Source organism: Streptomyces spiroverticillatus (assembly GCA_014650415.1).
GTDB lineage: Bacteria > Actinomycetota > Actinomycetes > Streptomycetales > Streptomycetaceae > Streptomyces > Streptomyces spiroverticillatus.
In genome coordinates this window covers 70,078-91,719 of sequence record BMUX01000024.1, presented here as the reverse complement: position 1 = coordinate 91,719, position 21,642 = coordinate 70,078, and the positions used below count along the sequence as shown (strand labels likewise).

Below are 21,642 nucleotides of genomic sequence, written 5' to 3'. Positions count from 1 at the left end.
CGCGCAGTCTCGCAACTCAACTGCACCTCCTGCCCCGGCGCCGCCGAACCTCCAAAACATCCTGAACGTAAATGAGACAGGGCGAAACGCTCAGTTAGAAGTCATCTCATTTGGCTAGTCTGCGGTAGCAGATGAGGGTGCAGGCGATGCTGGTGAAGGCGAGTAAGTGGTCGGCTTTGCGTTCGTAGCGGCGGTGGAGCCGGCGGCAGCCGGCGAGCCAGGCCATCGTGCGTTCGACGGTCCAGCGATGGCGGCCCAGACGCTGTGAGGACTCGACCCCCTTGTGGGCGATGCGGTGGGCGATGCCCCGGCCGCGTAACCATCGCCGCAGGTGGGCATAGTCGTAGCCCTTGTCGGCATGGAGTTTGCCGGGCTTGCGCCGCCGCCGACCGCGGCGCGAGCGGATCGGCGGGATGCCCTTCACGAGCGGGATCAAGGCCCGGCTGTCGTGCAGGTTAGCTGCGGAGATGCCGACAGAGATGGGCAGACCGGACCGTTCCGTGATTAGGTAGATCCTCGATCCGTACCTGCCCCGGTCCACAGGATGCGGACCTGTCAGATCCCCTTTTCAAGGCCCGCATGTTCACCGAGTCGATCGCGCACCGCGACCAGTCCAGCCCGCCGCGAGCGCCGAGTCCGTCGAGGACCAGGCGGTGGAGTCTGGCCCACACACGGGCCTTCGACCACTCGGAGAACCGCCGGTGAGCCGTCTCCCCCGACGGCTCGAACGACGCCGAAGGCAGCTGCTGCCAGGTAGATCCCTGCCGGGACGCTGTTCACCGGGCATGCCGGGAAGCTAGCAGAAACCCCAACTGACCAGCGAGAACGCGCGAGTTGGTTCGGTCAACGTGCCTGACGCCTTTTCGGTACCCGAGATAGCCACGGCAGCGTCCGTTTCGTGCGGCTGCGGCAGGGACTGACGGACGCCGGCAGCTCAACGTTCCGCGGGTGGGTTGGGCTCTACGCCCGGCCCGGGGCTGCCATCGCTCTGGTCGAGCGGGTTCACGGCAGGGAGCATGTCGTCAGTTCCTGGCCGCTGGACCGGTGAAGAACGCCGTGCTTCCTGCCCGCAGGAGCCGGCGGCAGCCCGGGGTGATGCATAACGGGACGGTGTAACTCTCGTTGAGAGGGATATGCCGCTACTGCTGTCTGCCCGTCCTCGGCTCTTCGTGGGAATCATCGCTGTGGTCATGACGGTGCTGGGCGCCGGCGGCGGCCACGCCCTGCAGCGCGCTGCCGCCCCCGTCGCCGCGTGCGTGGACCTCAAGGACGACCCGACGGAGACCCGCGGGGACTCCAGCGTGGACGGCAAGGAACTGCTCTGGGAAGACGACAGCGGGTACAACGACGCCCTGCGCTGGGCGGTGGCCAAGTGGTACCAGAAAACCGGCCCCCTGAGCAGAGTGAAGATCGCCCCGGACAACGCCTCTTCCATCAACGACCTGGAATGGCGGGACGAAACGTCCACGGACGGCCGCCTGGGCCGATGGAAGGCCTACCCCGGCGTCGACATCATCTACTTCAACAAGCGGACGCTCGAGATGCGTCCGTTCAACAACCGGGACGCCCGGCGGTCCACCGCCACCCACGAACTGGGGCACGCACTGGGGCTGTGCCACAAGTCGGATAGAACGCTGACCATCATGTGGCGGGAGCAGCCGCCCGACGGCCCGCTCCAGGCCCCCACCGAGGTCGACAAGGCCAGCTACCGAAAGCTCTGGGGATAGCCCATGCGACACACCTTCACACTGTTCACCGGCCTCGTCGCGGTCTGCGCGCTCACCGCCGGGGGCTGGGCGGGCTACACCTGGTGGGAAGAGGAGACCCCCTCCCACACCCTGTGCGCTCCGGATCTCTCCCGCCCCGAGTACGTGGCCGTCGCGAGCCAGAACGTCGCGCTGGTCACCGTGACCGGCAAGCGGGGCTTCGTGGCCGAAGAACGCGACACCCCCGGGGGCGTCCAGACCGTCGCCGTCCGCACGGACAAGACCCTGAAGGGCACGCCCCCCGCCACCTTCGACCTCGGCCAGTCCGTCGACACCAAACCCGACGGCTCCTACGTCATCGGCGAGGGCACCAGCCGCTACGACCTGCTCCTCCCCGGCCACCAGTACATCGTCGGCTTCTACCTGGGCGGCAGCTACGGCGACGGCTACGCCCTCTACGCGGAAGCCGCTCCGAGCCCCAAGACGGCGACCGCGGCCTGGGCGCAGTATCTCCGCAGCAGGGCGGTTCCGCCCAAGCCCGATCAGTGCTGACAGCGGCCTCGTCACGGCCGGGCCGCAGAGCTTCTGGGGCCCGGCCGGGCAGGCCCACGGCCCTCTTGGCAGTCTCGCGCTCTCACGCGATCGTGCGGCCCTGTCGGCGCGGTGGTCACCCTCGCCCGGTGCCCCGCCTCCGGTCCGCCCACCGGGCCGATGCGCCAAGAACCGCGGCGCCGCCTGCCCGTCCAAGCTGACCCGCCCCCCGGGGCAGAGCTGCGACGAGTACCCCTTCGCCTCCACCAAGGAAGGCGGCGCCACCGGCACCTTCAGCCGCCGCATGATCACCGCGCAGCACAACAGCGCCGCGGGCGGCTCCCAGTACCTCCTCAAGGCGTACAAGGACCACCGGATCCTGGACGGTGACGCGTTCTGGGTGGACGTCACGTGAGCGCCACCGGGCCCGTCGAAGTGTGGGTGGAGTACCGGCAGTTCTACCTCGCCGACCCCGACCTCGGCATCGGCCTCACCCCCACGCCCGACGCCGCCCACGACGAAATCCTGGCCGTCGCGGACGACGCGGCGCTCGTGGTGACCGGACTGCATACCGGCAACATCCATCTCAGCGTCCAGTCGGCCGACACCGACCCCGGCCCCGCCCCGGGCGACTGGGAACACATCACCGAGGCCACGCTGACCTCCACCACCGGTACGCTCCTCGTCCATGGCTACGAGGAGGGCCCCCTCGAAGATCTCCCCAACCTCACGCCTCGGGGCCCGGGCCCGTACCACCTACGCCTCCACAACCGTGGCCGCGTACGTGCGGAAGCCCTTGATACCACCGGCCCCGACGAGGAATCCGGTGAGCACTACTTCCTGCAGATCTGGCCGTCGCCCGCACCCTGAGCCGACCAGGCGTTGGCCGTCAGCGCGCGCACGGGCGAGTGCGGCGCATGTCGCGCCCGCTGCGGTGATGTCGGCGCGCAGGACTTGGCCGCGGTCGATGATGCAGGCGGCCGGCGTCGCGGGCGAGCGCCACGATCTGCGTGATCAGCCAGCCTCGCGAACATGCTGTTCCGCGGCGGGGCCGGGTTCGGCGGCGACCTCGATCAGCTCCTGTGACCGAGCGCCGTAGCTGGCCCCTCTGGCCAGCTACGGCGCTCAGCTTCCCAGTCAGGGCCCCTGATCATCTCGTTCCAACCCGGCCCTACAGTGGTGCCTGAGGCCAGTGACCTGGAACTTTCTGCCTTAAGGAGTGCGGTGTGGGGGACGTCTCGGCGGCGGGCGCAGCGGTGGAGCAGTTTGAGGAGTTCCGGGGGGAGCTGACCGGGTACTGCTACCGGATGTTGGGCTCGTACGCCGAGGCCGAGGACGCCGTACAGGAGACGCTGGTCCGGGCATGGCGGAGCCTCGATCACTTCGAGGGCCGGTCTGCGCTGAGGACGTGGGTGTACCGCATCGCCACCAACGTCTGTCTGGATGCCATTGCCTCGGGCAAGCGGCGGGCGCTGCCGATGGATCTGTCCGGCCCGAGCGAGGGCAGCTCGTCTCCTGCACCGCCGGAGGATGCCGCCCTGTGGGTGGGGCCCTGCCCTGGCGGTGATCCGGAGGCTTCCGCGGCGTCGCGCGAGTCCGTGCGGCTGGCGTTCGTCGCCACGCTGCAGCACCTGCCGCCCAGGCAGCGGGCCACACTGATTCTGCGGGACGTGCTGGGCTTTTCGGCTCGTGAGGTCGCCGACTTGCACGGCTCCACCGTCGCGTCGGCCAACAGCGCCCTGCAGCGGGCCCGCGCCACGCTTGCCGACCGCCGCCGGACAACGGACGTGCCGGCCGTCCGGCCGTGCGACGACGGAATCCGTCAACTGCTGGCCGAGCGCTACGCCAAGGCCTTCTCCTGCTACGACATGGAGGAGCTGAACATGCTTCTCCACGTCGACGCCACGCTGTGCCTGCCCCCGTACGCGAAATGGATGCGCGGTGTGCCCGACATCCAGGCGTGGCTCAATGGCCCCGCGATCGGCTGCCGTGGCTCGCGTCTGGTCCCGACTGCGGCGAACGGCTCCCCCGCCTTCGGGCAGTACCGACCCCACCCGGACGGCACCGGCTACCTTCCCTGGGCGCTGCAGGTCGTCGAGTTTTCTGGCGACCGGATCACCGGTATCACGGCCTTCCGTGACACCGAGCGCCTATTCCCGCTCTTCGGCTTGCCGGCCCACTTGGACAAGGTTTCCCTCACCGGTACTCGTGCCTGACCGGAATCACCTCCCACCCGCCGGCACGCACTCTGAAAGTGCCGTCCAATCCGTCATGGCGCACTCCTGTTGACCACTAGTACGAATTTCTTGGCCTTGCAGCCTATGGCACAACGCTGTCCCTGGCCCGAAAGGCTGCTATTGACACGCTTGGTCATGTCGATCCAGTTCGGCGGCTTTCCGTGACCCAACCACATTGCATCGGGGGCGTGCCCGGCAACGCCTGAGTATGGGCTGCCAGCGTCTTTCGCCCGGATCCGCTCAGCTGCTGCTTCGCGAGCTGCCTGACGGCGGATGCTACCGGCAGCTGATACGCGACCCGCAGAGGACATCTGCCCGCGCTTGATGGCATCGTTCACAGCATCGACGTATGCAGCGAACTGCTTCACCTCATCGGTGGTTGCCCAATCGGGGATGGGAACCTCTGCTTCTCTCTTTGCGTTGCAGTTGTGGACCGGAGCGGTAGAGATGCCAGCGGCTACGTAAAACGTATGGATATTTGCGACCGTCAGATTTCGCACACTGGCGTTCTGTGCGAACTTCTCCACCACGGTGATCTGTACCCAAGTGCCAGCGCTCGTCCACAGCCATTGGCCCGGCTGAAGGTCGCCCGCATCGGGCCACTTGCCGAGCTCGGGAACCCAAAAGGGATGGCCTTCCGTGGCGATCAGAGTGCCGGTGCCGACCTGATTGCCTTCGTCTCCTGGTGGAGACGCGAGTTCGGCCAGATCGACTGGAACGCCAGTGCCCTTTCGGGTGGTGCCATCGGGGGCGGCACGTTCGCTGCCGCTCTCGACGGTGATATCGCTACCGCGGTGCCGGAACGGGCCGACATACAGATCAACCCGGCACGGTGCGTGCAGCGCCGTCCTGGTCCTTGGGGGATGGTCCGCATGCCGACAAGAGCGGATCGGGACCCATCCGCGTGCCGTACGGCTTCGAATCACACATCAGATCGGTCTTCGTACCCCTGGTCCCTGGACGGCGAAACCGGTGAACCACGTTCAGCCCGCCCGAGCGCCTTCCGCCGGACGGTTCCCTTCTTGTTGGAGGTCGAACGATCGTGATCACCCGAAGCACCGCCCGCCTCACCGCACTTGTCGCACTGCCCGCGGCCCTTGTCCTCGGCCTCGCCGGGACCGCCGGTGCGGCCGACGGCCAGAGCTACCAGGTCGGCCTGAAGCAACTGAACGACAGCAGGGCCAGCGGTGTCGTCATGCTGACGCTGACCGGCACCAGGCTCAGCGTGAAGATCGAGGCCGACGGCCTGGCCCCCGGCCTTCCGCACGCGCAGCACCTGCACGGCTCCACCGACGGGCACGACTTCCACTGCCCCACCGCCGCGGCGGACAAGAACGGCGACGGCCTTGTCACCACCGCCGAGGGCATTCCGGACTACGGCGACATCAACATCTCGCTCACCACCAAGGGCGACACCAGCAAGGCCAGTGGTCTCGCCGTGGACCGGATGCCGGTCGCCGACGCGCAGGGACGGCTGTCCTACGAACGGACGATCACGGTGTCGCAGACCGCGGCCGATCACCTCAAGGACCTGCACGTCGTGCAGCACGGCATCGACCCGAACGAGAACAAGAAGTACGACTTCTCCCAGGGCAAGAGCGAACTCGACCCCAAGCTGCCGCAGGAGGCCACGGCCCCCGCGAGCTGCGGCATGATCGAGGGCGCGGCCGTCGGCTCCGTCCCCGTCGGAGGGGTCGAAACCGGTACGGGTACCACCAGCGGCATCGAATCACCCGCCCTGCTCCTGCTCGGCGGCGCAGGTCTCGCCGGAGCGGCAGGAACGTTCGCCGTGGCACGCCGGCGTCACACCGCCCAGACCCGTTGAGTCGGGGCCGGTCATGACCGGAACACCGTCCCGGGCGGAGAAGACCTGGCAGCACCTCGCCGCCGACAGCGCTGGTACGAATCGCCGTCGGCGGGCGCTGCTCGCCGCCTCGGCCGCCCTCACTGTGGCCGCCGGGACAATCCTGGTCGTCGGTGTGGCCCGCCAGGAACCCGGGCCGCCGCAAGCCGCACCGGCGACCTCGACGACAGCAGGCAGTGCGCCGCCGTCCGGGCATTCCCACCACCCCTCCACGACCCCGTCCGCCAACGACACCGTTCTCCCCCCGTCGCCGCCGAAGCTCCTCTCCATTCCGGCGCTGGCCGTCCGCTCGACCCTGGAACGGCTGGGGCTGGACGCGCGCAGGGCGATGCAGACACCGCGCGACCCCGACAAGGCAGGCTGGTTCACCCCCGGCCCGTCACCCGGTGAGAAGGGCCCGGCGGTCATCGCGGGCCACGTCACCTGGAACGACGAACCCGCCGTGTTCCTGCGCCTGGGAGCACTCAAGAAGGACCAGCGCATCGAAATAACCCGCGCAGACGGACGTACCGCCGTCTTCGCTGTCGAGCGCACCGCCCGCTACCCCAAGGACAAGTTCCCCACCGTGGAGGTCTACAAGAACCTGGACCATGCGGGACTGCGCCTCATCACCTGCGGGGGCGACTACTCCCGCACGACCCACCGCTACAGCGACAACGTGGTCGTCTACGCCTCACTCATCGCCGTCCGCTGACAGACACTCCGAGAGCACGAGGCAGTTCGCGCGTCACTGCGGCAGGCCCGTCGCTGACGCGTGGTTGCGGGCTCAGCGGCTGGCGGATGCGATTGACTGCGCATCCGAACCGTTCGGCGCGTTGCGGCTCGAGGGTGCGTCACCGGAGTCTTCCGGTGACGCACCCCTGTGCGTCGCATGTGCCTCGGGGGGATTGTGGGTCTTCAAGGTGTGGGCCTCGTTCTTGAGGATGCGGGCGGACTTCCCGAGTGAACGTGCCATGTCCGGGAGTCTTCTGGCGCCGAACAGCAGCAGAGCGACGGCGATGATGATGAGGATTTCGGTGGCACCGAGCTGACGCAGCATGGTCGAGCCCTTTCTTCGACGAGGGCGGGATGCGCGGACAGGCGACGAGGGGGGAATCGGTCGCAGGTCTACCGGTGGGGGAGTAGGGACAGGGCTCGGGGTGCCAGGGTGGCCAGAACGAGGAAGGACCAGCAGAAGAGGGCAGCGGGTTCGCCGTCGTTCTGCAGGGGCAGCAGTCCTCGCGGCTGGTGTTCGGTGAAGTAGGCGAAGGCCATTGCCCCGGAACACAGCAAGGCCGCGGGGCGGAGGAACAGCCCCAGCGCGACGAGCACCCCGCCGACGAGCTCGATCAGCGCTGCCCACCCGTAGGGCCAGGTCCTCACCGGTACGGCGTCGCGCCCCAGCACGCCGAACAGACTGGCAACGCCGTGGCTGGCGAAGAGTCCTGCGACGACGATACGAAAGAGCCCCAGGACACGTGCCTCGCCTTGGCCCGGCCCGCAGCGATCTGCGGGTGCCATGAGGTCTGGCCTGTACTCAGCGGACATCGAGGCGTCCCGCCATGAACTGGTGGATGTTGCAGAAATACGGGTGACTGCCGTGGCGCAAGGGAGCGGTGAACGTCTTGGTGCCGCCGGCGGTGATGGTCCCCGTGTTGAAGGTGGCGGGTCCGTCGGCGGTGACGGTGTGCGGAGCGTCGTCGCGGTTCACGACGGTGACCTTCTGACCCGGGCTGACCTTCAGCACGGCGGGAGTGAAACCGAAGTTCTCGATCACGATGCGCGCCGGGCTCGGCGGTTGCGGTTGTGCGGTGGCATGGCCGGCGGTGGCGGGAGCGAGTACGGCACAGGCCGCGACAAGGGCAAGGACCGTGGTGCGATGGGCAAGAGACATGCGTGGGTCTTCCTCGGGGAAGCTGGCAGAGAGGACCATGGACGCGGGGCGGTGAACCGCAGCAGTGCTGCTGTGGACGGATCACCGCCCCGCGAGTGCCGCCGCCGTCACCTCACCGGAAGGTCAGCGGCACCGCTGCAGGCCGTGTCATGCGCGGTCGGCGGACAGCCGGCCGACGGTCAGACGGTGAGGAGGGTGGGCTTGGCGGCCTTGTCGAGGGGCAGGAAGGTGTCCTGGACCGGGTACTCGCCAAGGACGAAGTGGAGGATGGCCGCGTGCTGGGCCTCGACCGGCGCGATGGTTGCGGCGGTCTTGATGCCCGCGGGGCTGGTGACGTGGGTGGTGGCGAAACTGTAGGTCTGCGCGGCCTGCTCCTCCAGGGAGAGGGCGAGGCGGGCGACGCCGGTGACGCTGGTGACCTTGCCGAGGGCCTTGAGGGTGGCGGCCTGGTTGGTCAGCGGGACGCCCTTGATCGCGGGCCGTCCGGCACCGGTCAGGACCGCGTTCCAGGCCTTGGCGTGGGCGGCGTGCTGGTTCATCGCGGTCACCGCGAAGGTCGCCACCGCGGGCGGCACCGTGCCGAGCCGGCCGGCCTTGGCGGCCTTGAGCGCGGCTCCGTACGCCATGACGGCCTGGTTCTCCAGTGCCACCGCCAGCGCCACGACCTTCAAGTCCCCCGTGTACGGACTCGGCTTGGCCACCGGTGACGACTCGGCCGCGTACGCGGGAGCCTCCCCGGAACGAGCGGTCAGCGCGAACGCGGCCGCTGCGGCGCCGATTCCGACGAGGAACCCACGACGTCGCACGTCCGCCGTCCGTACCTCCTCGACCAGTTCTTCCGTGCCCGCCTGCATGGCGGGGAGCGTGGCCTGGTGAGCCTCCTCCATGTCGGCGGTCAGGCGCAGCAGGTCGTGCTCGCTGATGTGCAGGTCCTCGTCCTGGCGGCGGGTGCTCACTTGACGGCTCCTTCGGTGACCGGGGAGGCGTTCTTGCTCGGGTAGAACGCCTGGGGGAAGGCAACGGAACCGGCGGCGGCGGGCAGTTTGGACACGTCGGTGGGGATGGCGACGAGTTCGGGGCGGCCGGCGCCCAGGAGCGCCTGGACGGCCAGCAGGGTCGCCCGGTGCTGGGCCTCGACGGGGGCGACGCTCGCGAACAGCTTGCGCAGCTGTACGTCGCGGACCTCGCCGGTGTTCTTGACGTACGTCTGGGTGGCGGCGTCCTCCAGCGTGACGGCCAGCGCGACCACGTCGGCCGGGCCCTTGATCCCGGGCAGCGCCTGCTTCACCACGGCCGCGTACTTCGGATTCACCGCGGTCTGTGCGACGCCGCCCGCGTTCATGGCAGCGGCGTTGAAGGCACGCGCGTGCGCCGAGTGCTGGGTGATCGTCGTGGCGATGAAGGCCGCGACCGTCCTGTTGCCGTGCTTGATGAACGGCAGCCCGGCAGCCGTCCGGTACACACTGACGGCCAGGTTCTCCAGCGACGCCGCGGTCTGCAGGGCCCGGATGTCGTCCCGGGACACGGTCCGGTCCATCCCGACGAGCGAGCCGTGCGTCAGCCGCATGGCGTCGCTGTTCAAGTCCTGCGACTGTTCGCTCAGTTGCTTCAGCAGCCGGGTATCGATGCGCTGTACGCCCATCACGCCCCATCTCTTCCTCGCGCCCGCACCGATGCGGACGATCTGCGGGAAGTTCGCGACACGGGACGTCCAGGATTGGCGACCCCCGCACATGTCACCCGTATGGGCCTGCGGCCCGCAGGCTCCGGGGTACAGGGCACAGGGACGTCACACGTCCTGCCTGCGAACGCTGTGCCGTGGATACCGTGCGGGCTTACCCGGTCGAGCCGTTCTGCGACGACGTCGAAAGGGGTCTGGCACCCACCCACAACGACGCAGGCGTGACGTAGGGCTTCCTCACGTGGGTGCGTAGACGGCGAAGCCGCAGAACAGGGAGGCCAGGCTGTCAGGGGCAGCGCCGTTTTCTGGAGCTGGCCCAGGCACGCCAGTTCGTGCCCTTGCGGGTGCGCGACGGGGGACTGTCGGCCCTGAAGGATTCTTGCGCGGTTCTGCCCACGGCCTCACCGACCACTGGATCCTGCCGCTCGGGTGTCGGGAGTGCCGGTTCTTGCGGAACGTTCTTGATCTGCCTCAGGACTGCCTGCCTCAAGCGCGCCAGGGCCGGTCCGTCGTTCTGCCTCCTGCCGGGGTCCGGGAGTTCCGCATGTCCGGTCAGGTCGGCTGGAACCACTGTCCGTGCCGGTGGAGTGGTGATTGAGGTTCCCGCGGTGTCCTCGGCCATGGCGTCTCCGATCGTGCGACGGACTTGGTACTTGGGTGCAGCGCAGCCGTGCGAGACGTGATGAGCGAGTTCGCACGGGAAATATTCGTCACGGTTCCTTGATCGGATTGCCGTGCCACGTTGAATCGCGCGTTCGGCGGAAAAAGTCCTGTATGTCCACTCTGGTGACTTCCCGTAGGTCTCTTTTCATCAATTTCGAGGGATGACCCATCCGCGGAGGGAGCCGTTCCGAAGCATTCACGTGAGCAACATCCTGAGCAGAGGCGTACGGGTGCCGCTTGCCGCCCTTTCCGGGCTGCTGGCGGGCTTTTCCGCGCTGGCGGTCGCCGAGCTCGTCGCGGCGGCGGTGCGGCCCGAGGCGGGACCGGTGATCGCGGTCGGGGGAGCGGCGATCGACCGGACACCCGTCGCTGTCAAGGACTGGGCGATCCGCCAGTTCGGGACCAACGACAAGCTAGTGCTGCAGCTGGGTATCCTCGCGGTGCTGGCGCTGTTCTCGATCGTGATCGGTGTACTGGCGGTCCGCTTCCGGCGTGCCGGCGCGGCCGGAGTCCTGCTGTTCGGTGTGGTGGGCGCGGTCGCCGCCACCACCCGCCCCGACTCCACCGGCCCAGTCGACGCCCTGCCGTCGGTGGTGGGGGCGCTCTGCGCGGCGGGCCTCCTGTACTACCTGGTGGTACTGCTTACCCGCACTCTGCCCAGCTCCGCACCCGCAGAGGGCGATACACGTGGTGACACGGTCGGTCGCCCGGCGGGCTGGGATCGTCGCGGGTTCGTGATCGCGGCCGGTGCCGCGGCCGTGGCCTCGGCGGGGGCGGGGTTCCTCGGGAGGTCGCTCAACGCCTCCCGGGGCGCCGGAGCCACCGCTTCACGGGCCGGCGTCGTCCTGCCCCGTCCGGCCTCGCAGGCCCGTCCGATCCCCTCGGGGGCTGCCCTGCACACTCCCGGGATCAGCCCGTTCGTCACCCCGAACAAGGACTTCTACCGGGTCGACACCGCGCTGGTCGTGCCGAAGGTCGACGCCACCGCGTGGAAGCTGACGATCCACGGCAAGGGCGTGACCCGCCCGCTCACCCTCACCTACCAGGACCTGCTCGACCGGCCCTTGATCGAACGTCACATCACCCTGACCTGTGTGTCCAACGAGGTCGGCGGCCCGTACGCGGGCAACGCCCGCTGGATCGGCGTCCCTCTGGCCGCGCTGCTCAAGGAGGCCGGGGTGAAACCGCCCTCCCGCGGCGGGTCCGCCGACCAGCTGGTGGCCCGTTCCGTGGACGGCATGACGATCGGCAGCCCGGTCGAGGACCTCATGGACGGCCGGGACGCCCTGCTCGCCGTCGGCATGAACGGCGAACCCCTGCCCTTCGACCACGGATTCCCCGTTCGGATGGTGGTGCCCGGTCTCTACGGCTACGTCTCGGCGTGCAAGTGGATCCAGGACATCGAACTCACTACCTTCGTCGACTACGACCCGTACTGGGTGAAACGCTCCTGGTCGCAGCGCGCACCCATCAAGACCCAGTCGCGCATCGACACCCCCAAGCCCTTCGCCACACCGAAGGCGGGCACCATCATGGTCGCCGGAGTCGCCTGGGCCCAGCACCGTGGCATCGACAAGGTCGAAGTACGCGTCGACGACGGGCCCTGGCAGCGCGCCGACCTCGCGGCCGAGGACACCACCGACACCTGGCGCCAGTGGTCGCTCCCCTGGAAGGCCACCTCCGGCGGCCACACACTCACCGTCCGCGCCACCGACCGGACCGGCACCACCCAGACCGAGGAACGCGTCGGGACCGTCCCCAACGGGGCGACCGGCTGGCACTCCGTCGTCCTCACCGTCCAATGAGACACCAACCCAGGCGGACCGACCGTCACACGCCGCCGATCAGACCACCCCCGCCGCGGCTCTCGCAGCAGCAGACCTCTTTCTGTCGAATCCCATATCCACCAAGCCCACAACTATCAGGAGCAGTCATGATGAACGCCCGCGTCTTCCGCCGTGCCGCCCTCGCCGTGTCCGCCGTCGCGATCCTTCCCCTCACGCTCACCGCGTGCGGCGACACGGACAAGGACAAGAAGGACAACGCTTCTTCGTCCGCCGCATCCGAGCCCGCGGCCCCGTCGTCCGACGCCGCTAACGCCATGGCGCCGGACAAGCCCTTCGGCCCCGCCTGTGCCGGTGTCCCGGCCGAAGGCGCGGGCAGCTTCGACGGCATGGCCAAGGATCCGGTCGCCACCGCCGCGTCCAACAACAAGGACCTCTCCACCCTGGTCACCGCGGTCAAGAAGGCCGGCCTCGTCGACACCCTGAACAACGCCAAGGACATCACGGTGTTCGCCCCGACCAACGAGGCCTTCGCCAAGATCCCCAAGGCCGACCTCGACAAGGTCCTCGCCGACAAGGCCACCCTGACCAAGATCCTCACCTACCACGTCGTCGGCCAGAAGCTCACCCCCAAGCAGCTGGAGAGCGGCACCTACCCGACCCTGGAGAAGTCCACCCTCACCACCGCGGGCTCCGGCGAGTCCTACAAGGTCAACGGCACGTCATCCGTGGTCTGCGGCAACGTACCCACCGCCAACGCCACCGTCTACATCGTCGACACCGTCCTGATGCCGAAGTAGTCCGGCAAGCGGGCAGGAATCCGCCGTCCCGCCTCTGCAACCGAGGCGGGACGCCGTCTGTGGGCCGCAGAGGGGCGCACGCACGGCAATCTCGTGCGGTGGAGGTGGGCGGGGTTCTCGCGGCACGTGTGGCAGACCACGTGTCCTGCGTTGGCGCGGGGCTGGGCAACCACATCAACGGCCGCGGCGGGGAGCAGTCACGTGATCGGCTGGACAAGCCCTATTCGTCTTGCCGGCCGACGGCCTCGGTACCCCGTACAAAGAGGGCGATGTCGTGGATGCCCGGGGTGTATCTGTCGGAAGTCTCAGGCGGTCTGAAAGATCGCCTGGCTTCAACGTCCGCAATCAGCCCACCGTGTTACTGGCCCAGGTGGCCGAGGAGCGGCGCTGTCGCCCGCACCTCGGCCTCGGCCGGAGAGAGCGGCCAGTGGTCGAGGGAGCCGGAGCTACCCCGCCCACCCGATCTCCCGGATCTCCACCGTCCCGTCGAGGGGCTCATACTGCACCCACGCGAGGGTGCCCCACGCCTCTCGGATTTCCTCGCAGGAGCCTTCGTCGGCGACGCATGGCCATGCCCGCGGGTTCGTCCGCACGATCTCGAGCGCCAGCACCTCTCCGAGTGCCCGCGTGGGCAGTTCCGCCATGATTTCGCTCGCCAGCTCTTCGAACACCATCGCGCGCCTCCCTGCGATCAACAGTGGGAGCACGGTAGAGCGAGGTGTCGGCACCCCGCGACCCCTGTGGATAACTCCGTCTACAGGGGTCCCGGGGTGGTCGGGATTCTGGTGGGCGGGGGCAGGCTTCTGTCGGTGGAATTGCACCCAGACCTCGGTTGCGGCGGCGTCCCGATTGCCGCCGTACAGGACGCTTACCTGCTGCTGCACCCCGGTGTGAACGCAGGAAGGCGGGCGCTCCCGCGGGGTGACTGGCATCGGACGCCAGGCCGAACGGGCGGTATGAAAAATGGTGTTGAGGCATGATTCCGCTCATGCGTCTCAGCGGCCGGGTGGCTGGACGGCAAGTGCGGTCGGGCGGATCCCTTGCGCTTCCAGTCGGGACAGGAGTTCTGCCTCCTGTCCCTGCGTGACGACCATCCACAGTGAGGTTCCCGAGTCACTGGCGCTGAAGACCAACTGGTCCCCTCGCCAGCCTTCGGCATTGATCGTGTGGGGAACCAGGTCCAACAGCAGCTCGAACTGCGCGTCGTCACGGACGTCGATGTCGATGCCCATCCCAGGATCGGCACGTCGGGAACGAGCGCCATCTGCCACCGCCTCCCTGGCCAGGGACAGCGCGTGCTCGTGCGAACGCAGCACCGCGGGTGGCCAGTCATCGTCGCTGTAGGCGTCGAGGTTGGCAGCGTCGATGCCGGAGCGCAGAACGCGAAGCGCCTCGCGGTGAAGAAATTCGAGGTCAGCAGGGCTCAGTTCACCCACGAGTACGAGTTCGCGGGCCGAGCCGCCATGGTGGTTGATCACACCGATGACCTTCCCACACGCAATTCCCCCACGTCTCCGGAGGATGGCTGCCACCGCAACATCATCATTGTCAGACAAGTCCTAGCCCGCGGCGGCGGTTTCGGCGTGCCGGTCCTCCATCGCGCCGATCACCCGCTGCCGGGCCAGCCGCCGGGCTTGTCTGAGCTTCGATTCGGCCAGCAGGATGGGCGCGTACCAGATCCAGCCCCACATGCTGTAGGAAAGGGTCCCGCTCAGCACCAGTGCCTGGTTGGTGGCGAGGACCAGCATGAAGGTGGCGACGTACGCGGCCACGCGGTGGCGGACCATGAGCCGGAGCGGGGCCCGCCACGACCCATCCAGCAGTTCCAGTGCGGCTGCCACCTCGGCGGCCCGCAGGTCCTCGGGATGCGCGGGCGCTTGGGCGCCCCGCTCCAGCGCTTCGGCGACATCGAGGCTGTGGGACGCCAGAGTCGCCCGCTCGACTCGTGCGGTTGCCGTCCTCGCCCGCACGTCCTGCCAGTAGCCGCGGCCGGCCCAGCCGAGTGCGTCCTCCACCCGTGCCGCCTCTGGCGAGCCCTTCGGAGCCAGCACGGCGATCCGCTCCTTGAGCATGCCCGCCCGACTGCTGCGCCCGGGGTGCGCCCACTGGTCGGCCCGCAGGCACAGTTCCAGGTAGGAGACGAGCAGTCCAAGGTCGTCCGGCCACTGTGCGAGCCCGGCCTTGTATGCCTTCTCCGCCTCGGTGTCGTGGTCGTCCTCGTCCTCCGCCGCGTGTGCGAGGCCGAGCCACCGGTAGAGCACCGGGTCGGGCCCGAGTTCCTCCAGGCCGGCTTCGGCCTGCTTGCGAACCTCGGTGAATCCACCCACTGCGAAGAGCTCCTCGCAGTGGTCAGCGTAGTCGTCGTGCGTCATGCTTCCCGCCCCAGTCGATCAGTAGGGCCACTTTCAGCGACACGAACCCACTGGTCAAGGAATATCCACGAAAGCCCAGGGCTCCGACCTGGCCAACACCCATCCATGCAGGGATTGATGCCTGCGACGAACCTGATCGCCATTCCGGCAGTACACCCGATGCAGTCGTCGTCGACTCACGCCCTGGGAGGAGCTTCGGTTATCGGCGCACACACCTCAAAGCCCTTGCCAACAAACATAGTCGGCCCTGGTCAAGGGATCGGCTTCGACCATCTTCGCTGGCGAAGAACAGTTCCGGCAGTGTTCAGTGATGATCGGCACTCTGGATGTTCACCAGAAATAGCAGCAGCGGCAGCGTCGTGGGCGTCCCACCCGACCCCGACCTCCCTGGGAGTGAGCAGATGCTGCAAGGCCCCTACCGGTTCGCTGTGGCGGAGAACCAGTTCTACCTCCTGGAAGACGATGACCTCGACCGCGTGAAGAACCGCACCGTCTCCGCGGCCGGGAACAACGGTCTGGTCGCCGGCGGGGTGGACCATGCTGTCGCCCTGGCGGGAATCAGCGCGGGGCCGGCGATGATCTCCTTCGACCTGGCACCCGACCCGCTTGCCGCGGACAGCTCGCGGCCGTGGGAAGACGTCGCCGCATTCGACTACACCTCCACCCTCGGAGTCACCCACCTCGCCACCGCGATGGGCCCCGACGAGGAGTCCGACGATCTGGAAGCCTACGAGGTCAACCTGGCCTTCAACGGACCGGGTAACTACCGTATGCGGCTTCACGCACAAGGGCGGACACTCCACCCCGACGGTGTCCAGGAGGAGGACGAGCCCATCGCCGAGCACTACCTGCTCCAGGTCTGGCCCACGACAAGCTGAACGACACCCTCTCACCGGACTGCGGCCCCTCGCCACCGGCCGCCTGGTAGATCGGTGACGAGGGCGGTGGCGTTGTCCGCGGGCTCGGGTGCCCACCAGGTGGCGGTGTCCAGGATCTGTCGTACTGCCTCACGTCACAAGCGGTGGGGACGTCGTCTTGCCGGGGCGGGCGCGGCGTGGAGGGGGTCGTGCGGGCCGGATTCTGTCAGAGCGGCAGCTGCCAGCGTGGTCCGGTGGGGGAGCCGATCCATACGGTTTGCTCGGAGGGGGTCGCGGTCATTCCGAAGTCGGGAAGGTCGGGGGTCCCGGCCTTCTGCCACGTGGTCAGGGCGTCTTCGACCTGGTCCCAGAGGCGGAGGGGTCCGTGCTGGTGCACCGTCCATGACGGTCCGCGGGTTTCGGTCCATGCCTGGGACCCGGTGGCGACGTCGTGCAGGATGATGCCGGTACTGGTGGTCATCAACTCTGCTGAAGGGCAACCGAGTTGGGCCACGAACCGGCCTGTCCACGATGCGAGGAGTGCGGGGTCTGTGTCGGTGGTGCGGGTGTCGCCGTCCAGGGGGAAGAAGCGGGGGGCGGGGGGGCGTTCGTGGGGGCGGGCGAGCATGTACGAGATGGTGTCGCTCTCGAACCGGCCGCGGGCGGTGCCTTCGTCGTCGAGGGTGAGGCGGATCAGGCCCGCGGCGAGCATCCAGCCGGAGATCGTGGTGGTAATGGTGCCGCCGTCGTTGAGCTGGAAGAACCAGGAGGGCGGCAGGGACCGCACCGCACAGGTCGCGATGATCGCGTCGTAGTCGGCGTGCTCCTTGCACCCTTGGAGGCCGTCGCCGGTGGCGAGCGTCGGCGTGTATCCGGCGGTGTGCAGGTGGGCGGCGGCGCTGGCCGCGAGGTGTTCGTCGTACTCGATGCTGACGACGTGCTGCACGCCGAGCCGGTGGGAGAGGACGGCGGTGGAGTACCCGGTGCCGGTCCCCACTTCGAGGACCTTCTGACCGGGGCGCAACCCCGCCACCTGGGCGGTACGCACCACCAGGGAGGGGAGCGTCGCCGAGGAGGTGGGGCTGCCCACAACGGGGCCGGCGGCGTGGGCGGCGTCCCTCCCGTCGACCTGGGTGACCCAGGTCCGGTCGGCGTAGACCATCCGCAGCCACTCCTCCTCGCCCACCTGCGCCCGGTGCACGGGCTCCCATCCGGCACCGGTGGGCCGGAAGGCGTGCGCGCCGAGGAACACCTCACGTGGGACGGCTGCGACGGCGGCACCCCATCCGGGGTCGAGTTCGGGTTGGGCGGACGCGACCTGCTCGGCGAGGGTGAGGCGGAGCGCGGTGGGGTCAGCGGACACGGGTCTCTCCTGCGTGCTGGAGCTGGTCGGCGAGGGCGGTGATGATCCTGCCGGTGATGGGCGGGGGGAACCAGGCGAACTGCCCGTTCGGGTTGCACTCGTACCACCAGGTGCGGCCCTCGGCGTCCAGGCCGAAGTCGAAGGCGCCGAAGACGAGCCCAAAGGCGTCCAGGTAGGCGCGCACCTGCTTGGCCAGAACCGGCGGAGTGTCGACGAGGGTGTAGGTGAGATCCGGGTAGTGGCGGCGCCAGTCCAGACCGGGCGAGCCGTCGATCCGCACGGTGAACACCTCCTCGCCGACCACCGTCACCCGCAGGTGCGCCACCGCCGGTACCCGCTTCTGGAACAGGTGCATGGTCGAGGTGACGCCGGCGTTCAGCTCGGCGGGGTCGACCTCCTCCACCCACACGGTCAGGGCCCGCCCGTCCGCGCTCTGGTAGCCGGTGTTGCGCAGCGGTTTGTAGACCACCGGCCCGTGCTCACGGGCGAAGCCGCGGGCGGCGTGCTCGTCGTTGGTGAGCAGGGTCGGCGGGACGTCGAAGCCGCACCGGGCGGCGGCGGCGAGCTGGGCAGGTTTGTACTCGGCTTCCTGGTTGCGGACGGGGTGGTTGACGTAGTGGGCGTGGGGCAGCGCGGCGAGGATTCCGCCGAGCCCGTAGCGGGCTTCCTCGCGGCACCACCGGGCGCTCTGCTCGTCCAGGCCGGGCGGGGCCGTATACGGCCGGGGCCGCCGCCAGTACACCGCCTGTACCTCCTCCAGGAGGGCGAGGCGGGTAGGGGTGCGCAGGCTGCCGTGCATCCCGTCGTGGTCGAGGCGGGCGTTGACGGTCACCTCCGCCGGGAAGTCCCCGGGGTCCAGCCGTACGACGGGCACGCGCCGCCGGTTCAGCTCCTCGATGACGCTGTCGGCCGTGACGTCATCGAGCCGGGAGACCACCAGCACCGACGGGGTCAATCGGAGTCCCCCGACTGGTCCGAGCCCTCGTCGGTGTTCCCGTCCGAACTGGTCTGCGTCTTCGTCTCGTTGCTGGTCTCGGACCGCTTGTGCCGGTCCATCGTCGTCACGCCCGGCCCGTCCCACCGTCCCGTCTGCGTGACGGGGTCGAGGACGACCTCCGCAGCGGGAAGAACAACAGTTGCCGGGTAGGGCCGCATACGGGTCGTGCCCCAGGGAGTCACTGCCTCGGTCACTGGAACCTCCGTCACGTTGGTGGGCACAGTCTGCCGCCGGTCCGAGGCGCATGGACAGGGGGCGTAGTGGGTGCCGCCCGGCCCGGAGCCGTACGGCTGGCGGCAGCGCCACGACTTCATCAGGGAGCTGATGGGGCAGCTTTCTACCGATGCGGTGCTCGCCGGGGTGTGGCCTGAGCTGGACGACGTCGCCCAGTTCGGGACCCGGCTGGTGCTGGAGGCGTACGGGCAGGCTGACACACTCCGTGACCGGGGAGGGCGACGGTACCGGGAAGCGGTGGCGTGTCTTGAGAGGGAGCTGCGGGCGGCGTCCAGGGATGCGAACATCCTCGGCAACCCACGGCCGCTCGCACTCCTCACTCGCGCCCAGCTTGGGGACGGGAGCCCGCAGTGGTGACGGCTGGACGGAGCGCGCCCAAGGCCGTGATCACGGGACAGATGCCTCCGGCCGACGCCGGAGGCGGCCGTGGCATCATCGGGAAATGTTCTCCCGCTTCCGCCGCCGTACTTCTCCGTAAGCACGCCCTCTTGTCATGAGCACCAAAGCCGGGGCCGGGAACAGCAGCGCGAGTGAGCATGTGATCATGGATCAGTTTCATTCCTTCGCCCGCGAGGTGGTCTTTTGACGAAGGTGGCACTGCGTCCTTACGCACTGTTGCCTCGGCAGTACGACGAACGGAAGGTGCTGGCCTCCACGATCGATGCGCGGGGCCGTGCTCTCTGGCTGATCTGCCCTGACGCCCGTTTCCCCCATCGGTGGGCCGGCCGGGATGTACCGGCCCCCCTGAAGCTGCCCTTCAATGCCGTCGTCGTCGTGAGCGACCGAGGCGAGATCCGTGAACAGCCCCTCCACGGAGTGGCCGTGGACCCGGTCGCCTTCGATGCCCTTTCGGGCGGCGGTTTCGTCCTATCCGGCGGCGGAGGGCCCCATGCGCGGTCCGGCCAGATCTTCGGCCCGGACGGCCGTTCCCGGCGCCGATTCCCGATTGGTACGCGCCTTACTCTCCTGCTCGCGGACCGCCGGGCCGGCTTCTGGACCGGGTACGCCGGTGAAGGGATCTACGGCGGCGACCGCGTCAGTACCGGCGCCCTGGTCCGCTGGGATGCCAGAGGCAACCCCGCCTGGTTCCTGCATCCTCCGGAGCCGCACCACCTCGTGGCGGAGGTCAGCACCGTCAACGTCTCCGACTCCGCAGTCCACGCGATGTACTGGCCCGGTGCACCGCTCGCCTCAACGGACCCCACCGGAGTGCTCCGCGTCCGCGACCTGCCAGTCTCGACACCACGCGGCCTGGCAATTCGGGATGACCGGCTACTCCTGCTCGCAGGGAACGAGCGAGGCCGGACCACCCGGGCGGATACCGTCCACCACCTCCACCTGACGGCCGACGAAGCGGTAATCACCGACCGTGAAAGCCTCATCTTCCCGAACGGCGACCCCGTCAGACGTTACGCCCGCCGCATCTGCCGGGGCCCGGACATCTTCCTGCAGACTCCCCGCACATGCCGGCAATGGTGGGCACTGACCCTTCCTCCCCTGGCCAACCGGTCTCGATAACACCGCGACCTTGAACGCGAAGAATCCATCACAGCTCCTGATCGAGCGCCACCACTCCACACCAAGTGGACCAGAGCCCGCGGAGGCTGACAGGCCCGGTGCATCCCTTGCAGCAGGTTTCCTTGATTCCCGGGGCACCGTGTCCCCGGGGCCCGCCAGCAAGGAGTGCTCGGGTGTGATGGCTGGGGGGCACGTCGTGCAGGGCATGCGGCCGCCGGCCCGAACGGCGGCCGCCGCCCTGTGCGGACACGGTCGGGGCTGCGGACAGCCCGCCGGTGTCCGCGGGAAGCAGCACGCCCTTCTCCCGCTCGCCCCGCGATGGTCTCCGGGGCCACGGTGTGTGGTGCGGGCGGGGGATCTGCGTCGCTGGCTTTACCTCTTGCCCAGGCAGGTCTTGAGGGCGGTGCGTGCCTGCTTGACCCCGCCGGGCGTCTGGTCGAGCTTCTTCTGCGCTGCCGTGACCACTCCGGCGGCCGCCTCCTTGGCAGGCTGCAGCTTGGTCCGGACCCCGGTAGCCGCCTCCCGCGCGTCCTGCCTGGCCTTGAAGGTCACGTCGAGGAAAGGCTTGTAGTCCTTGAGGTTGCTGTCGACGTACTTCGTGGCGGCGTCTGCATAGGACTGCGCGGCCTTCAGTGACGCCGCTCCCGCCTCCTCCGCCGGCGTACCCTTGGTGCCTTCCACCGTCGGCCAGGCCGGCGACGCACCTGCCTTCACTGAGGTGATGGCCAGCCTGCGCGTCCCCCGACAGCGCGGTCGTCCGCGCACCAGACCGGACATGATCCTGGCCGACAAGGCCTACTCCTCCCGCGAGATCCGCGACCATCTGCGCAGACGCGGCATCCGGGCGGTGATCCCGGAACGGGCCGACCAGCAGGCCAACCGCCGACGGCGCGGACCGGCCGGCGGCAGACCACCGGCCTCCGACCGCGAGGCGTACGAGCAACGCAACACCGTCGAGCGGTGCATCAACCGCCTGAAGGTGCGACACGAAGTCGCACACGTTAAGTGGGAAAGGCACGAAGGAAGGAGTCATGTGCTGACCCCGGATTAGAGGTCGTCTCGATTGGCTCTCCAGGCAACTTGGTGGGCGCCTGCGACTGCCGTGGCGGCAGGGTTACATCCCGCGGTCCGGCCCGCTCCACGGCTCTGGCCGTTCACCAAT

At 68.7% G+C, this 21,642-nt stretch carries 25 protein-coding genes and 2 pseudogenes; 13 read left to right on the top strand and 14 right to left on the bottom strand.

From position 1 onward, the window contains the following. Positions 1-106 precede the first annotated feature (106 nt). Positions 107-761: pseudogene (locus IE269_RS38240) on the bottom strand (IS5 family transposase); the annotation flags it as partial. A gap of 429 nt (positions 762-1,190) precedes the next feature. Between IE269_RS38240 and IE269_RS38235 the strand changes: the two are divergent. The 5 genes from IE269_RS38235 (at position 1,191) to IE269_RS38215 (ending at position 4,453) form a co-directional block, all read left to right on the top strand. Continuing rightward, positions 1,191-1,727, top strand: coding sequence for a zinc metalloprotease (locus tag IE269_RS38235; protein WP_189827921.1), 537 nt, complete (start codon positions 1,191-1,193; stop codon positions 1,725-1,727). Between the two features lie 3 nt (positions 1,728-1,730). Next, the gene (locus IE269_RS38230) at positions 1,731-2,258 is read left to right on the top strand and encodes a hypothetical protein (RefSeq protein WP_189827920.1); all 528 of its coding nucleotides are present in this window, start codon (positions 1,731-1,733) and stop codon (positions 2,256-2,258) included. Further along, positions 2,215-2,652: a NucA/NucB deoxyribonuclease domain-containing protein gene (locus IE269_RS38225; protein WP_189827934.1), complete on the top strand. Its 438-nt coding sequence runs from the start codon at positions 2,215-2,217 to the stop codon at positions 2,650-2,652. The genes IE269_RS38230 and IE269_RS38225 overlap by 44 nt, the downstream gene beginning before the upstream one ends. After that, positions 2,649-3,107, top strand: a complete 459-nt coding sequence (locus IE269_RS38220) for a hypothetical protein (RefSeq protein WP_189827919.1) — start codon at positions 2,649-2,651, stop codon at positions 3,105-3,107. The genes IE269_RS38225 and IE269_RS38220 overlap by 4 nt, the downstream gene beginning before the upstream one ends. Positions 3,108-3,463: 356 nt before the next feature. Further along, positions 3,464-4,453, top strand: a complete 990-nt coding sequence (locus IE269_RS38215; protein WP_229898472.1) for a sigma-70 family RNA polymerase sigma factor — start codon at positions 3,464-3,466, stop codon at positions 4,451-4,453. A gap of 53 nt (positions 4,454-4,506) precedes the next feature. On the opposite strand, the gene IE269_RS38210 is transcribed toward IE269_RS38215, so the two are convergent. Next, positions 4,507-5,400: a polymorphic toxin-type HINT domain-containing protein gene (locus IE269_RS38210; protein ID WP_189827918.1), complete on the bottom strand. Its 894-nt coding sequence runs from the start codon at positions 5,398-5,400 to the stop codon at positions 4,507-4,509. A gap of 116 nt (positions 5,401-5,516) precedes the next feature. Between IE269_RS38210 and IE269_RS38205 the strand changes: the two genes are divergently transcribed. Beyond that, positions 5,517-6,299 carry a hypothetical protein gene (locus tag IE269_RS38205; protein WP_189827917.1) on the top strand — a complete coding sequence of 261 codons (783 nt, stop codon included), beginning with the start codon at positions 5,517-5,519 and terminating at the stop codon, positions 6,297-6,299. Positions 6,300-6,312: 13 nt separating this feature from the next. Continuing rightward, positions 6,313-7,032: a class F sortase gene (locus IE269_RS38200; protein WP_189827916.1), complete on the top strand. Its 720-nt coding sequence runs from the start codon at positions 6,313-6,315 to the stop codon at positions 7,030-7,032. Between the two features lie 72 nt (positions 7,033-7,104). Here the strand turns inward: IE269_RS38200 and tatA are convergent, their stop codons facing one another. The 5 genes from tatA to IE269_RS38175 all read right to left on the bottom strand — a co-directional run bounded on the left by tatA (position 7,105) and on the right by IE269_RS38175 (position 9,853). Next, on the bottom strand, positions 7,105-7,377 hold the full coding sequence (gene tatA / locus IE269_RS38195; RefSeq protein ID WP_189827915.1) for a Sec-independent protein translocase subunit TatA: 273 nt from the start codon (positions 7,375-7,377) through the stop codon (positions 7,105-7,107). 68 nt (positions 7,378-7,445) lie between these two features. After that, on the bottom strand, positions 7,446-7,838 hold the full coding sequence (locus IE269_RS38190) for a DoxX family protein (RefSeq protein WP_189827914.1): 393 nt from the start codon (positions 7,836-7,838) through the stop codon (positions 7,446-7,448). Between the two features lie 16 nt (positions 7,839-7,854). After that, positions 7,855-8,211 carry a cupredoxin domain-containing protein gene (locus IE269_RS38185; RefSeq protein WP_189827913.1) on the bottom strand — a complete coding sequence of 119 codons (357 nt, stop codon included), beginning with the start codon at positions 8,209-8,211 and terminating at the stop codon, positions 7,855-7,857. A 179-nt stretch (positions 8,212-8,390) separates the two neighbouring features. Then, positions 8,391-9,167, bottom strand: coding sequence for a ferritin-like domain-containing protein (locus IE269_RS38180; protein ID WP_229898471.1), 777 nt, complete (start codon positions 9,165-9,167; stop codon positions 8,391-8,393). Then, on the bottom strand, positions 9,164-9,853 hold the full coding sequence (locus IE269_RS38175) for a ferritin-like domain-containing protein (RefSeq protein WP_189827931.1): 690 nt from the start codon (positions 9,851-9,853) through the stop codon (positions 9,164-9,166). Before IE269_RS38175 ends, IE269_RS38180 begins: the two co-directional genes overlap by 4 nt. Positions 9,854-10,755: 902 nt before the next feature. Between IE269_RS38175 and IE269_RS38170 the strand changes: the two genes are divergently transcribed. Both IE269_RS38170 and IE269_RS38165 read left to right on the top strand, forming a co-directional pair. Further along, complete coding sequence (locus IE269_RS38170) at positions 10,756-12,360, top strand: sulfite oxidase (protein ID WP_438817659.1); 1,605 nt, start codon at positions 10,756-10,758, stop codon at positions 12,358-12,360. A 131-nt stretch (positions 12,361-12,491) separates the two neighbouring features. Continuing rightward, a complete protein-coding gene (locus IE269_RS38165) occupies positions 12,492-13,139 on the top strand; it encodes a fasciclin domain-containing protein (RefSeq protein WP_189827930.1) in 648 nt (215 codons plus the stop codon). Between the two features lie 446 nt (positions 13,140-13,585). Here the strand turns inward: IE269_RS38165 and IE269_RS38160 are convergent, their stop codons facing one another. The 3 genes from IE269_RS38160 to IE269_RS38150 all read right to left on the bottom strand — a co-directional run bounded on the left by IE269_RS38160 (position 13,586) and on the right by IE269_RS38150 (position 15,511). Further along, a complete protein-coding gene (locus IE269_RS38160) occupies positions 13,586-13,813 on the bottom strand; it encodes a hypothetical protein (protein ID WP_189827911.1) in 228 nt (75 codons plus the stop codon). A 321-nt stretch (positions 13,814-14,134) separates the two neighbouring features. Next, positions 14,135-14,617 carry a hypothetical protein gene (locus IE269_RS38155; RefSeq protein ID WP_189827910.1) on the bottom strand — a complete coding sequence of 161 codons (483 nt, stop codon included), beginning with the start codon at positions 14,615-14,617 and terminating at the stop codon, positions 14,135-14,137. 81 nt (positions 14,618-14,698) lie between these two features. Next, on the bottom strand, positions 14,699-15,511 hold the full coding sequence (locus tag IE269_RS38150) for a hypothetical protein (RefSeq protein ID WP_189827909.1): 813 nt from the start codon (positions 15,509-15,511) through the stop codon (positions 14,699-14,701). Positions 15,512-15,837: 326 nt separating this feature from the next. Between IE269_RS38150 and IE269_RS38145 the strand changes: the two genes are divergently transcribed. Continuing rightward, positions 15,838-16,389, top strand: coding sequence for a hypothetical protein (locus IE269_RS38145; RefSeq protein WP_189827908.1), 552 nt, complete (start codon positions 15,838-15,840; stop codon positions 16,387-16,389). 205 nt (positions 16,390-16,594) lie between these two features. Here the strand turns inward: IE269_RS38145 and tgmC are convergent, their stop codons facing one another. The 3 genes from tgmC to tgmA are packed head-to-tail and all read right to left on the bottom strand — an operon-like array spanning position 16,595 to position 18,922. After that, entirely contained in the window at positions 16,595-17,731 is a 1,137-nt protein-coding gene (tgmC, locus tag IE269_RS38140; protein ID WP_189827907.1) for an ATP-grasp peptide maturase system methyltransferase, read from the bottom strand. Continuing rightward, positions 17,721-18,686: an ATP-grasp ribosomal peptide maturase gene (gene tgmB / locus IE269_RS38135; RefSeq protein ID WP_189827906.1), complete on the bottom strand. Its 966-nt coding sequence runs from the start codon at positions 18,684-18,686 to the stop codon at positions 17,721-17,723. Before tgmB ends, tgmC begins: the two co-directional genes overlap by 11 nt. Continuing rightward, positions 18,683-18,922 carry a putative ATP-grasp-modified RiPP gene (tgmA, locus tag IE269_RS38130; RefSeq protein WP_229898470.1) on the bottom strand — a complete coding sequence of 80 codons (240 nt, stop codon included), beginning with the start codon at positions 18,920-18,922 and terminating at the stop codon, positions 18,683-18,685. The genes tgmB and tgmA overlap by 4 nt, the downstream gene beginning before the upstream one ends. 130 nt (positions 18,923-19,052) lie before the next feature. Here tgmA and IE269_RS38125 point away from each other — a divergent pair, with 130 nt between their 5' ends. Further along, positions 19,053-19,319 carry a hypothetical protein gene (locus IE269_RS38125; protein ID WP_189827904.1) on the top strand — a complete coding sequence of 89 codons (267 nt, stop codon included), beginning with the start codon at positions 19,053-19,055 and terminating at the stop codon, positions 19,317-19,319. Between the two features lie 225 nt (positions 19,320-19,544). Continuing rightward, positions 19,545-20,480: a hypothetical protein gene (locus IE269_RS38120; protein ID WP_189827903.1), complete on the top strand. Its 936-nt coding sequence runs from the start codon at positions 19,545-19,547 to the stop codon at positions 20,478-20,480. Between the two features lie 372 nt (positions 20,481-20,852). On the opposite strand, the gene IE269_RS38115 is transcribed toward IE269_RS38120, so the two are convergent. Continuing rightward, positions 20,853-21,161 carry a hypothetical protein gene (locus IE269_RS38115; protein ID WP_189827902.1) on the bottom strand — a complete coding sequence of 103 codons (309 nt, stop codon included), beginning with the start codon at positions 21,159-21,161 and terminating at the stop codon, positions 20,853-20,855. Here IE269_RS38115 and IE269_RS38110 point away from each other — a divergent pair. After that, positions 21,139-21,477, top strand: a pseudogene (locus tag IE269_RS38110) (transposase); the annotation flags it as partial. The gene IE269_RS38115 and the pseudogene IE269_RS38110 overlap by 23 nt on opposite strands. Positions 21,478-21,642: the final 165 nt, after the last annotated feature.